Annotated in this window: 3 protein-coding genes; all 3 read right to left on the bottom strand. The window is 38.2% G+C overall.

Annotation, left to right across the window (positions count from 1 at the left end; translation table 11 throughout):
* Positions 1 to 8 precede the first annotated feature (8 nt).
* The 3 genes from ABMA76_RS05935 to ABMA76_RS05925 all read right to left on the bottom strand — a co-directional run bounded on the left by ABMA76_RS05935 (position 9) and on the right by ABMA76_RS05925 (position 14,670).
* Positions 9 to 908: a hypothetical protein gene (locus tag ABMA76_RS05935; protein ID WP_393061124.1), complete on the bottom strand. Its 900-nt coding sequence runs from the start codon at positions 906 to 908 to the stop codon at positions 9 to 11.
* A gap of 19 nt (positions 909 to 927) precedes the next feature.
* Complete coding sequence (locus tag ABMA76_RS05930; protein WP_393061123.1) at positions 928 to 3,891, bottom strand: hypothetical protein; 2,964 nt, start codon at positions 3,889 to 3,891, stop codon at positions 928 to 930.
* A 132-nt stretch (positions 3,892 to 4,023) separates the two neighbouring features.
* On the bottom strand, positions 4,024 to 14,670 hold the full coding sequence (locus ABMA76_RS05925; protein WP_393061121.1) for a tandem-95 repeat protein: 10,647 nt from the start codon (positions 14,668 to 14,670) through the stop codon (positions 4,024 to 4,026).
* Positions 14,671 to 14,835: the final 165 nt, after the last annotated feature.

The following is a 14,835-nucleotide window of genomic DNA, read 5'->3' as shown; positions in this document are numbered from 1 at the left end:
TAAGTAAATTAATTAGTTTGAATCATTACTGATTTTAATCCTAATGGTATGTTTTTATGATTTTTCCAATTTTCATAGTCAATGCCATAGAGAGGAATGGCCGTAAGGTTTAACACCTCAGGGAATTCCTGACCTGGGAATTGATGTTTGAATTGTTTTTTCAAGTTTCTAATATGTGAATCTAAACTGATTTGTGAAAGAATTGTCTTTCCTCCTGGAAGTAAGTGGTTTCTAATATTTGCTTTAAAAAGATACAGCTCGTCTTCATCCACAACCCCGCGTGATTCAAAGCCAGTCATTGGGTCCGTGTAGATCAAATTCATTGTAAAGAAAGTGTATGCATTACCTTTATTGGCAACCGCGTAAGCAAGTTTCTTCTTCTTTTTATCAAATTTCAAAAATCTTAATTGAGGTGATACTTGTGTCTGCTTCGTTGAATAGTAAATTTCTCCAACGATAAAAGAAGTTGATCCATTTAAGTAATCAATTTTGTAACCGGCCTGAAAGCTTCCTATGTTTTGAGCTGCTGGAATATTAATTTGAAGGCCGTAGTGTCTAGTTTCTCCTGGGGCCAGGCGTTGCTCAATGGCAAAACTTTCATTTCCTCTCTCATCAAGAAGAGACATAAAGGGTGCTAGTGAGAATTTTATATCCTGTCCAATTTTGTAAGGGAGGTAACTATAGCTTCCATCTCTTGACTGGATAAGTTCTGTCTTAATGATTGTGAACTGACATGTCTCATCACTCATATTTTTAACAACGATTTCACGCTTCTTGTCTCCACCTTCAAGGTAGTGCTTGATTGCTGGGTGAGACTTCTTGCCGTTGTCGTCTTTTTGGAGGACGAGGCAAGCGGAAGTTGTAAGATTTGCACAAAGTAGAATGAGTGTTAAAAAGTATTTCATCATTATGACCTTTTATGTCCTTCTAATTATTGTAAAAGAGATTTCTAACTCTTTTGATTTGTATTTTTTTACCGTTTTCATTTTCTAATTCAATGTCAATCGTGATCTCATTTTTTTGACTTATTAATGAGATAAGATTTTTAAGGTCAAGATTGATATCCCACAGTCCGGAATATACCTCTTGTGTATCGATATCAACTTGATAGCCATCAAGTTTTACCGAAATATTTGAAAGAATATTATATTCAGTTTCTGCCGTATCGAGAGTTAGAAGTGCGCTAAATTTAGGTGCACTAATAATGCTATTATCAAATTCTGTAATGATTAAGTCTTGGATTGGAAGTGTATCCACATCAATTAGCTCAAAACCAAATGTCACGGTTTGCATATTGTCTCTAGGAAGATCAAGAGTAACTTCCTTTTGAATATCTTTGTAAATAGAAGAGATTGCTACTGCACTCAATTTATACTGTCCATTACGAAGACGTGAATAGTTAATTGTATTTAAAGACTTACCACTAATAGGGATGATCTCATTGTTTTCATCGATTAGTTGATAAGTGATATCTCCTATAAGTGTATCGAAGTCTTTATCATAACGTCCATTCTTATTGATATCATTGTAAGAGAATGTATTAATTGTTGAGATTTCTTTAAGAGCAAAATCAACGTACACCGTTTGATTCTTAAGAACTTTTGTTCCTTTATAATACTCTGACGACTCAAGTGATTTGGCCGTAACTTGTCGCTCTATAAGGGAGATATGATCAATATCTGGCTTAAGCTCATTAATTAGATACTTTCCATCTTTATCTGTTGTAGCACTCCCTGTAACGCTATAAATACTTAGGCCTTCAACACCTTTTTCAAAGTCTTCACAAGTTCCATTTAAGTTGCGATCGATGCAGATGCGACCTGCAATACTTCCGGTACGTTTTCCACCAAAGGCGTCTTCAACTTTTCTTGGAGTTTTTGCTCCAAAGCGGTATTGAAAACGAATTCCGACTTGATAGTCAATATCATCATATTGGTGATTATCTTCTGCTCTTGTGTAGATCTCAAAAGAGTAGTTACTATCTGTTCCTGTACGGATACCAGCTTCAATATAATCGAGATCAGTTTCTGTCTGAGTAACATAATCTCTTCTTTGGCCTTCATCGTGTCCGATTCTTACGTAGGCATTTCCATTGAAGTGATTATTGTCGATATTATAATCGATTCCAATATTTGTGCGCGTACGATATGAGTCATCACCGTATGACTCATATTCAACGTGTGATCTAATCGTAAATTTCGGTGCTTTATAGCTTAAGTCAACTGAGACAAATGGCTCATTTGTATAGTCTTGAATATTACCATCAGTATAATTCTTGCTAGCAACACCTGCTCGCATCGCCGCATATAATTGTTTGTTTTGGTAAGCAAAGGTAATGAATTTTCTCTGCTCTTTCACACTTGAGCTAGTGTGGTCTTGGTAGTTAACACTTGCAGAAAGGCCACCACCCATTGGAAAGCTTACTCTTACTTGATTTGAACTACGGTGTTCTCTATTTTGCTCATTTGTTGCAAAAGTATCTCGATCTAACTCGTCATTGCGACTAAGCTCAATTAGTACTCCGTCAAAGTCATAAGAAAGGGAAGCGTTATTATAAATGACTTCTTGAAAGCGATCCTTTCGATAACCTGATGAAATAGCAATTGGAAGGTTCTTTCTCACCATATAACGAACGGCCGTACGGTAGTCTTGAATGACTCCACGTTGTGGATCATCTGAAATTGTAAGGGATGGTGCAAATGAAAGCTTATCATTCGGATTGAAATTTCCACGATATCCGATTGATCCAGATGTTTCACCTGAGTCCGAGTTTTGATTAATGACTACAAATGTACGCTGTCCTGGCCTTGGGTCGTATTGAACCATGGCCGCAGTGTTAAATTCATCATTTTCGTCAACACCCACAAGTGTTCCAACTTTTAAGTTTGGAAGAATATCTCTTGTATAAGCGACACCATCACGGGCCTCGTTACCAACATTTGTATCCACGTCAAGATCGACGTTATTTCCAGCACTAAAACGCCAGCTGTCACCATCAAAGTGGAAAGTCCCACGTGCATCCTGTGCTTCTCCGTTAACCATATTGGCCTGCACGTAGCTTGATAAAGAAACGTAGTCTGATAGGGCGCCATTTGAGTTTAGAACAACTGAGCTAAGGTTGGAGTCTCTTCCTTCGACACTCATATAATCATTTGTGATGGTAAGTGTTGTATCAAGGTAATTTCCTTGACGGTCTTGATTATTAGCAGAGCTAACAAATTTAACCTGAAACTTCTTCTGAAATTTTGTGATTCCACCAACTTTGGCATTTACTTCGAATGCTGCATATGTCGAAGTACTATTTTTAAAATTAACTCTAACTGGAAGAAGCTTCACCTCATTAGTTGCAATAGTAATAGGGGAGCTATTTACGCTTACACTTACTTCTGGTGTTAGGTTTCTGATTGAAAAATGATAAACCTCGCTTGCATTACCAGTATTTTTAACTTTTAAATTAAGTGTGTGGTTTTTCTTATTTGTTTCAATATTTTGATCAGCATCAAAGAAATCAAGGTCTCGCTTCTTTGCTACAATAAAGCTTATGCTATTTTCAATCTTTTCCTGAGTTTCAATATTTGTGAAAATAATCTTTAACTCATGAATTGTCCCTGCATCAACGAAGCTTGGAGTATATGTATAGAAAGTTAGGTAAGTCAGATCACCTGCAATCAGCTCAACAGTTTCAGGGCCCTCGGCTCGCCACTGTTGATTGCTTTCAATAGAAATTTTATAAGTTGTGTTTGTTGGCGACTTAATCGGCAGAACCTGAATGGCAACCTCTCCAGGTTGAACACTCTTGTCTGGAAGCATACTAATATCGAGTTCACTACCAAGTACTAGTAAATTAACGAAAAACACAAATAGGGACATGGCGATTTTTATCTTCTTCATAATGCTCACATCTTAACTTAAATAAGATGAAAATATTCATTGTTTAGCATTATTTATAACGATGTATACGCTTTGTACATGAGTAATATCAGTGTTTTGTAAGGCGAACTTTTGTAGGGGCCTAATATTGCCTTAGAGGAAATATTCTGCGACCCCATAGAGCCCATTTTGCTCAAATGGGAAGATGATTGAGTCATTTGTCGGGTTGTAGTCGAATTGCACTCCGCGACATGAAAGTTGTGGCATTGTCCAGCTCAGGGCACCTAAGTCTGTATCTGTATCAATATTGTGGCCATAGAGACGACTTCCATAACAGTAGTAAAGGTATTGAGTTCCACCGCGTCTCGTGTAGACAAAACCATCGTCAATATTTCTTGCTGTATAGGCAATCTGCTCGACGTTTCCGTCTTTTATAGCAATAACTCTTCGTTGGGCACCACGGTACATTTTGGCCGTAACATACTTAGCATCGACACTATCGTAGAAGATATTTCTGTAGTTATCCCAATATTCATACTCACATGTGCTTCCCGACGTAGGTGCTGTTCTAAGCTCTGTACAACCTTCGTTTACATCATTGTATCCTAGAACACCCCAAATATGCTCTTGTCTGTAGCTATCGGCCGAGTCGTAGGCTTTAAGCATAAAGTCTTCATATCTAAGATCTGTTGAGTTATGTTTCATTCTACTTAAGAATAACTTTCCATTAGCAAATCCAACAGGGAGGGCCCTGTTATTGCTTCCGGCAACGTCAATGTCACTTCCAATTTTACCATCTGCTGTTGGATCATAGTAGCTTGTACCGCTAGTATTGCTGAAGACATCTTCCCACATACCAGTTGAGCGGTTAAGCATAGCGAAACGGCCATAGTGCCATTCCACTCGGTCCATATAGATATTTCCAGTTGCGCGGTCAACAACTGTCCAGTACGGGTTTCTTACTGGTTGTGTATTAGCAGCTGCAGATGTCGATGCTGTTGCAACGGTACCATTACCAGCTAAAATATTGATATTTCCTTCAATTGTGAATTCTTTTAGATAGTAAGAAGATGTGTCATTTACAACGACCTTTCCATTATCAAGTCTTGTAACACGGCTAATATTACTAAAGCGTGCATTAACAGCATTGACGTTGTCACCATACGACTGACTTTGACCAAAAATCGTCACAACTTTTCCTTCTTCATCAAGTGTTCTAATTCTTCCACGGTCATTAAAATAAACCTTTCCGTTCTTATCGACAAAGACAGAGTAGATATCCATATTACACGCTGTCGCTAGCGTTCCGTCTGCACACTCACCAAGAGTTCCAGAGCCTAGAATTCTTGTATAAGTTCCATCAAAGTTATTTCGATTCATATAACTTCTTGCAACTGTTACATAAGACTTACCATCCATTCCTGTATAGTTGTAGTAGTGATACCAGCGGTAACTATTATCAAATGGTGTGATTGCCTGACCTGTTGTTGGGTCAAAATAAACTCTGGCATAAGTATAGTCAGAAGTTGACCCATACATATCACATCCTGGAAAATTCTTATGGTGGTAGGCCGTTCCAGTGATCCCTTCAATTTGAGATGTTGCCTGATTGAATTTAATTCCAGTATAACCAACACGACACTTAGAAAGGTCTTGAGTTGACTGCCAACCATCTCCTGTTCCACCTAGATAGAATGATTCAACTTGTCCTGTCGCGGCCTTATAGATTCTAACTTTAAAACTTCCGTCAGTATTAATACTCTCAGATCTTTCAGCATTAAACCAAAGGTCACCATTAGGAAGCGGTGTAAAGAGAACAGCATTTGTTCGATAATCTGAGCTTGATAAACTTCTCATTTGAAGATCAAGTGGGTTTGCTACTGTGTCGGCCGTGCTTGAACCACCACCAATAATCGTTTCAATTGTTGGGTTTTCTAGATTTAAGTCAACTCTTCTAATTCTATTATAATCTAGAATTAAAAGACGTCCTTGATAATCTAGAGTAATCTTCATTGGATAGCGGAGAGTTGCACTCTCGGCCGGTCCACCATCACCTGTCGATGTTCCAGTCTTTGCAATAAAGAGCTTTTGCTTACCATCGGCTGGGTCAACTGTAATGATTCCTCTTTTATAGTCAGCAAAGTAAATATTCCCATCATCAGTAAAGACGAGAGTGTGAATATCTGAAGAGTCACCAACACGCTTATTAAAGAATAGGGCAGACCTTGCATCTCCACCAAGGCCGGCCTCAGTATTACCTGCAATAATCTTAATACGATCAGCATTAATTGGCGTCGATGTAAGCTGAGTGCTAATACCAGCTAGATTCGTTACTTTTACTCTAACTTTGTAAGCTGTTGCTAGAGGTGAACCACCTGTCCATTTAAAACAGCCTTCATTTGCTGCCAGTGAAATCCCTGGGCAACCATGGTTTGTATGAGGTGCGATTCCTTGTGCTCCAGCAATCGCAGTAAATGTTTGTTCATCTTGTGTGTAATAGATATTGATTGCTGTCGCAGGAAGGCCAATCGAGTCATCTACTTTCCAACGAATATATAAATCAGTCCCAGTTGGAACAGCTGAGTCAGCTCTTGTTGGAGGAATTGAAGAAGTATCATTATTTGCGGCCGCAACGTCCCAAATCGTCGGAGGAGAAGCCTTGTCATAAGTAATTTGATCGTAGTCAGTACTTAGCGCTTGCGTATTTGAAGAAATATTTCCAGCTTCATCTTTTACCCATGCATAGACATCATATAGTGCTGGCTCCCAACCAAGTAGGTACGAGTAGTCTGTCACAGTGATATTCTGTGCAGGAGTGATTCCAATTGATGTTGAATTAACAGCAATCCAACATGCATCATCAATGGCCGGCTGAACTGTGTTATTTGATTGAAGACAAATATGTGTCAGATAAACATTCGCATTTTGTGAACTGGCCGTTAACGAATATGGCACAAAGTTAGTTGGTGATGGATCTGTAACTCCTGCTGTAATTGAGTTTACTACTGGAAGTCCTGTCTCTCGATACCAGTATCCTAAAACAGTTGTTGTATTTGATGCTCCATTTGTTTGAGAAAAATTATAAGTGTTGTTAACATCTGACGCTGTCGTGGCCGTTGTCCAAGACCAAGTACCAGAAGAACATGTTGTTGTTGTCGTCTGAGGTCCAGTGATATTAATTGTTAGGCCGTCTTCACATGTTCCTGTAAAAGTTGCAGTCGCACCATTATTCTTGATTGAACCAAGATCGATAGCAAGAGCAGGGAAGTTAGAGTCTCTTGTCCACGTATAAGTTAGGGCCGAAGTATTCCCTGCAGAGTCTGCTTGAGTAAATGTAAAAGCTCTTGTTGCATCTGTTGTATAATTTGCAGATGTCCAAGTCCAAGAAGAAGCTGAACAAGTAATCGTGTCTGTTTCAGTTCCAGAAATTGTAATAACATTTGTTCCTTCACATGTTCCCGAGATTGTGAAATTGTCTCTTAGTAGAGTTTCAGATTGGTTTTCTCCAATCTCAATTTGAATTGGGGCCGTGGCATTAAATGCAGGAGGAGTTGCATCTCTTTGCCAAGAAAGAGATAGGGCCGGAGAAGATGTATTTCCTGCAGCGTCGGTTTGTACTAAATTATAAACAAATGTTCCATCTGTTGTTTTTGGTGATGGAGTCCAGCTCCATGTTCCAGATGAACAATTAAATGAAGTTGTTTCATCACCTGTAACATAGATTGTATAAGCTCCTTCACACGTACCAGACCATGTGTTTGGTGTATTGGCATTTGTGAAGTCCGGTGAGATACCAGCTGTCTTTGTTAGGATTGGTGCAACTTCATCGCGAATAAATGTTCTTGAAGCTGATGTTGAGTTACCTGCAGCATCAACCTGATTGATTGTAACAACCTTAGATCCATCATTGTCAGAGAAGTTTACTGTTTGTGAGAATGTTCCACCTGAACAAGCAATAGAGAAGCCTGCTTGAATATCCCCTGAGATATTAATATTAAGGCCACTTTCACAATTACCATTAATCGTTGTACTTGAAAGGTGATATGAGTTATTGGCCGGTGATGTATAGCTTAGGGCCGGGGCAATTGAGTCAATCTCGAACGCACTTGATTCAACTGTTGCAGAGTTTCCTGCAAGATCAGTAAATGAAACTCTAAACTTAGCATTAGTCGTATTAATTGAAGGCACTGTCCAAGCTCTAGTAAATGCTTGTGTGCTAATTGGGCCGTTAATTGCGGCAGTAGTACCTACTGAAGACCAGCTACTTCCATTATAGAAGTCTACTTGGAAGTTTTGAGCTGATGATGTGCTCGCATCAGTTGCATTCCATGCCAGGTTGATATTATTTCCACCCTTTTGAATTGTAGGTGTTGTTAGCGAAAGACTAGGGTTAATCGTATCGTAATAAACACTTATATTTGAAGATGTTGTCGAGATATTACCATGCGGGTCTTTTGACCATGCTTTAAGTGTATGAAGACCCTGAGTCGTACTAGCAAGAGTATATGTTGTTGCATTTGCTCCAGTTGAACATGCTACCCATGCATCGCCAGCAGCTGGTTGAGTTCCCTCATTAATAATAATCGATGCGATATCGCTACAGCTACTAATTGTCATCGTATTTGCTGTAGAAGTTGTGTAAATTGCAGATGTCAGTGCAATTGAAGGAGGCGGCGAAGGAGTTTTGTCAGTTACTGTGATCGTAACTGTCTCAACAGAAGCTGCATCAACAGTTCCATCATTTGCGATAAAAGTGAATGTTTCTGTTCCATGGAAGTTTACATTACTAGTATAAGTACAAGTAAGGTCCGTTCCATAAGATCCAGTTGTGATACAATTTGAAAGTGTCCCATTAGATGGTGCTGTAACAATCTTATATGTTAGAGCATCACCATCAACATCACTTGCATTACTAAGTGTAATTGCTAGGGCCGTATTATCATCAGTTGAATATGACTGATTTGCCGCCATAACAGGAGCATCATTAATAGAATTTACAATAATCGTAACTGTCGCAACACTTGAGTCCGCAACACCGTCATTCACACGATATGTAAACGATGTTGTTCCATTATAGTTTGCAACAGGCGTGTATGTACACGAGCGAGACGTTCCACCTGAACAACTTAGCGTCCCTGTTGCTGGGTCAGTAAGCTTAACATAGTAAAGAGTGTCGCCGTCAATATCCGCGCCAGCATTTAAGCTAAAGTTAAGTGGAGTATCTTCATTTGTTGAAACAGTTTGTGTTGCTGCAAGAGTTGGAGCATCATTAACTGCGTTAATTGTAATATGAACAGTTGAAATGGCCGCTGAGTCTAGTAGCCCATCATTAGCAAGATAAGTAAATGAGTCTGTACCATTAAAATTTGCATTTGGCGTATATGTACAGGTGATATCAGTTCCATAAGAACCTGTAGTAATACAATTTGAAAGAGTCCCATTAGTTGGTAGACTTACTACTTTATAACTAATCGTTTGTGCTGGCACATCCACATCCGTTGCACCATTTAGAGTGATATTAAGAGGAGTGTCTTCATTTGTTACTTCATTTTGATCGGCCACCATTTCTGGTGCATCGTTGATAGCGTTGACAGTAATACTGACTGTTACTGTATTTGAGTCCAGAGCACCATCATTTGCTTTATAAGTAAATGAGTCACTTCCTTCGAAATTTGAATTTGGTGTATAAGTACAGGCCGTTGAAGTTCCACCTGTACATGATAAGTTTCCATTTGTTGGATTCGATACAACGATATAAGAAAGAGTGTCATTTTCAATATCTGTTGCTGGAGTTAGGTTGAAGCTATGAGCTGTGTCTTCATTTGTTGAAAATGACCAGTCGCCCGCTATAGTTGGAGCATCGTTTACACTATTAACAGTTAAACTTACTGTTGCATTTGTAACCGCAACACCAACACTATCAGTTGCTGTATAGGTAAATGAGTCACTTCCGTAGAAATTAGTATTTGGAGTGTACGTACAAGAGATATCAGTCCCATAACTTCCTGTTGTAATACAATTAGAGAGCGTACCATTTGATGGGGCAGAGATGACCTTATAGCTTAAAGTTTGTGCCGGTAAGTCTACATCAGTCGCACCATTAAGAGTGAAGTTTAGTGCTGTGTCTTCATTAGTTGAATGAGCTTGGTCTGCTGCCATAATTGGAACGTCATTAACTGCGTTAACAGTAATTGTTACGGTTGCAGTATTTGAGTCAAGTGCCCCGTCATTTACTTTGTAAGTAAAAGTTGTCGAACCATTAAAGTTTAAGTCCGGTGTAAATGTACATGCTGTCGATGTTCCACCTGTACAGCTAAGGATTCCGTTTGCTGGAGTTGAAACGATAATATAAGACAGAGAATCAGCTTCAATATCTGATCCGGCCGTTAAATTAAAGTTTAAAGCTGTATCTTCGTTTGTTGATACACTTTGCGTGGCCGCAAGAGTTGGAGCATCGTTAACAGACGTAATTGTAATTGATACTGTCGAATCAGTTGCTGAATCAGTTAGCGTATCATTTGCTCTATATGTGAACGAGTCATTTCCATTAAAATTCGCCCCAGGTGTATAGTTACATGTAATATCTGATGAATAAGTAGATGTGTTAATACAATTAGACAGAGTTCCATTTGTAGGAGCTGTAATTAGCTTGTATTCGATAGTTTGTGCCGGAATATCAACGTCTGTTGCCCCGTTAAGTGTGATACTTAAGACCGTGTCTTCATTTGTTGTTAGGTTTTGATCAGCTACCATAACTGGTGCATCATTTTCTGATGTAACACTTATTGTTACAGTCGCAACACTTGAGTCTAGTTGTCCATCGTTTACTTTGTACGTGAATGCTGTTGATCCGTTGTAATTTAAGTTTGGTGTGAATGTACATGCCGTTGAAGTTCCACCTGTACAGCTTAGAGTCCCATTGGCAGGATTCGATACAATCAGATATGATAATGAATCACCTTCAATATCTGATCCAGCAGTTAAGTTAAAGTTTAAGACTGTATCCTCATTTGTTGTTAAACTTTGAGTTGCTGCAAGTGTTGGAGCATCATTAACAGAGGTAATCGTAATTGATACCGTTGAGTCTGTTGATGAATCTGTTAATGTATCATTTGCTCTATATGTGAAAGAGTCACTTCCGTTAAAGTTTGCACCTGGAGTGTAGTCACAAGTAATATCGGTAGAGTAAGTTGTCGAGTTAATACAGTTAGTAAGTGTTCCGTTTGCAGGAGGTGTAATGATCTTATATTGAATAGTCTGTGCCGGAATATCGACATCTGTGGCACCTGAAAGAGTAAAACTTAAAGTGTTATCTTCTGCAATTGTTTCGGCCTGATTACCTGCCATTACTGGAGCATCATTTTCAGATGTAATATTCACAGTTACTGATGCAGTAGGTGAGTCTAATTGTCCATCATTTACTTTATAAGTAAACGATGTTGAACCATTATCGTTTAAATCAGGTGTATAAGTACAATCCCTAGATGTACCACCTGTACAAGCTAAAGTTCCTTTACTTGGCCCTGAAACGATTAGGTATGAAAGTGAATCTCCCTCAATATCAGAACCAGCATTAAGTGTAAAGTTAAGTGGATTATCTTCGTTAGTACTAACTGTTTGCGTAAGTGCTAAAGTTGGAGCATCATTTACTGAATTGATTGTGAGATTTACTGTCGCAAAAGTTAGTGCATCAGTTATCGTATCATTTGCAATATAAGTAAATGAGTCAGTTCCATTAAAATTAGAGTTTGGTGTATATGTACAATCTCTATCATTAATATATGAAGCAGTTGTAATACAATTTGATAGGCTACCATTAGTTGGGCCACTAATTAGCTTATATGAAATTGTTTGTGCAGGTAGGTCGACATCTGTCGCAGCATTCAGTGTGAAGTTTAGAGTCGTATCTTCATTAGTTGACTCTGTTTGGTCTGCGCCCATCACAGGAGCATCATTTTCTGAAGTAATATTAACTGTAACTGTTGCAGTTGTTGAATCTAATTGGCCATCATTTACTTTATAAGTAAAAGAGGTTGTGCCGTTGTCATTTAAGTCAGGAGTATAAGTACAATTTCTTGAAGTTCCACCTGCACAAGTTAAAGTTCCTTTTGTAGGATTTGTTACAATTAAGTATGAAAGACTATCTCCCTCTGTGTCTGCTCCAGCATTTAATGTGAAGTTAAGAGCTGTATCTTCTGTTGTATTAACTGTTTGTGTTAGCGCTAGAGTAGGAGCATCATTGACTGCGTTAATTGTTAGCGTTACTGTCGCAAATGTCCCTGCATCTGTAACTGTATCATTTGCAATATATGTAAATGAGTCTGATCCGTTATAATTTGCATTTGGTGTATATGTACAATCTCTATCGTTAATATATGGGCCTGTTGTAATACAATTTGTAAGCGTCCCATTAGTTGGGCCAGAAACTAGTTTATATGAAATTGTTTGGGCCGGAAGATCCACGTCTGTAGCAGTATTTAATGTGAAATTAAGAGCAGTATCTTCATCCGTTGCCTCAGACTGATCAGCACCCATTACTGGAGCATCATTTACTGTATTTACTGTAATAGTCACTGTCGCAGTCGTTGAATCAAGTTCTCCATCATCAACTTTATAAGTGAAGCTATCAGTCCCAAAGAAATCTAAATTTGGCGCATAAGTACAAGCTGTTGAAGTCCCTTGACTACATGAAAGGACACCATCAGATGTCGTTGTAAGTATAGTGTAATTTAGCGTCGTACCTTCGATATCACTACCAGTATTAAGATTAAAGCTAAGTGCCGTGTCTTCATTTGTCGACTCCGCTTGAGTAGCTGCAAGTGTAGGAGCATCGTTAACTGGAGTAATGGTTAGAGATACTGTTGCTACACCTGCAGAATCTAGAGATCCATCATTTGCTATATAACTAAAGCTATCACTTCCATAGAAATTTGCATTTGGTGTATAGTCACATGTTAAATCATTTCCATATGCACCTGTTGTAATACAATTTGAAAGTGTTCCATTACTTGTTGAGCTAACGATCTTATAAGTGAGAGTTGCTTGGGCATTATCCACATCAGTTGCCTGATTAAGTGTGATTGCAAGTGTATTATCTTCTGCAATCGTAAGACTTTGATCCGCCCCAATAACTGGCCTATCGTTTACATTTGAAACATTTAAAGAGACTGTCGCTTCTGTTGAGTCTAGCTCTCCATCATTTACTTTATATGTGAAAGTATCAACACCAACAAAATCAGCATTTGGCGTATAAGTACAATCATTAGTTGTTCCTACACAAGTTAGTGTTCCGTTTGCTGGTAGTGAAGTTGTAATATAAGAAAGACTTGGAGAGTCTACATCATCACCTGGTGTTAGAAAGAAATTATGTACAGTATCTTCTGTAACATTCACACTTTGTGACGCTGTCAGAGTTGGGGCATCGTTAATTTGTTCAATATCAAGTGTGTAGGTAAATTGATGATGTGGTAAATCTGTGTTTACATTTACATCGCCATCATTCTTTTTCCCAATTCTAACAATAATATTTGCACTTGCAGCAGTATCTGCTGGTGGAGTGTAAGTCCATGTACTTGCATTTGAAACAGTCGTACCATCAAGTATCCATTGGTATGCAACTTGATAAGATGAATCCCAGTGAACAGCATTAGCTTCGAAATCACTTTGAATCCCTTCTTTTAATGAAGTTGGTGTTTCAAGTGTTTTCATCTTTGGTGCAGCATCTTTTAAAATTGACGCTGTTTCACCTTGAGTTATCTCGCTAAAGATAAGACCAGCATCAGTATTATTTTCTAACTCAGTATAGATGAGATCGTAGTCGATTGTTTGGTTATCAATATTAGCTTGAATTAATGATTCAGTTTGATCTAGATAATTTGCAAGTTCTCTAGTTGGTGTGTATTCAATATCTGTATTCGTAATCTTTGCTAGAAGTGTTGTAACAGGAGTAATATCTTGTGGTTTAAAATAACTTGTAACAACTTTTTCTAGCTCGTCGCTACATCCCGAAACCTTAACCTTGTAACGAGCAGGTGCTGTTAGGTCTAGTGCTAATTTCTTTGCATCAAATTTAAAATATGTTGAAGTGTTAATCCCTTCAAATGTAATAGGGTTATCTTCAAGCACTGTCATTGTCACAAGATCAAAGAGTTCAACTTTTGGATCTGTACATGTCGTCGCTGCATAGGCATTGCTAATAAAGAGACTCTTGTTATTTGTCTGAGTAATTAGTCCAGATAGTGGAGGAATGCGTCCTTCAATGGCCGGAATTTCGATAACAACATTATTTGAACCGTTATTTTGTTGGCCATTTTTTGTCTCATCATCTCCCTCTTCTTCATCATCCTTTGGAGGTGTTGGAAGAGAGTAAACAATACTTTTTTCTTTTTCTTCGCCTTCTAATTTCTTATCTTCAGTCTTTGCAGGGGTTCTTTCAAAAGAGTTATTTGCATAGAAAGGTCTTGAGTCACCTGAATCATTTAAGAAGACTTGTGTTGATACTTTCTTCTTTTCATTAATTGCATTTTTTGAAAGCTTGTAATCGGCTACTTTCTTACTAGGAGCAACTGATTCTTCTTGTTCGCTTTGTTCAACAGAAGAAGGATCTCTTTTTGTAAACGGCGATGTTGAGTTTAGCCTTGCTTTAACTTTTGGTTTAACAAGCTCATACTCGATCCCAATCTCTTTCGCTAATTCACTATAACTATCAGTCTTCATTGCATTATTATCTGCAAAGAAGATATAGCTAAAGCTAAATAGTGATGCCAGAGCAAGTCCGACGTAGAGTATTGGTTTTTTCAAAGTCCCTCACAAATCATTCGTTTTTCGTTACTTGTGAATAAAATTTATTCTTAAATGTTTTCGACTTATTACAATATTTCTTTAGTATTTAAACACTTAATGAACAAATCACTAAATTCAGAGACTTATATCGGTTTTTTGGAGGAATTGTTTAATTTGGTGGCA

The sequence above is a fragment of the Halobacteriovorax sp. ZH5_bin.2 genome, assembly GCF_043196375.1.
In the GTDB taxonomy this organism is placed as follows: Bacteria; Bdellovibrionota; Bacteriovoracia; order Bacteriovoracales; family Bacteriovoracaceae; genus Halobacteriovorax_A.
This window is presented reverse-complemented; position numbering and strand designations above follow the sequence as displayed.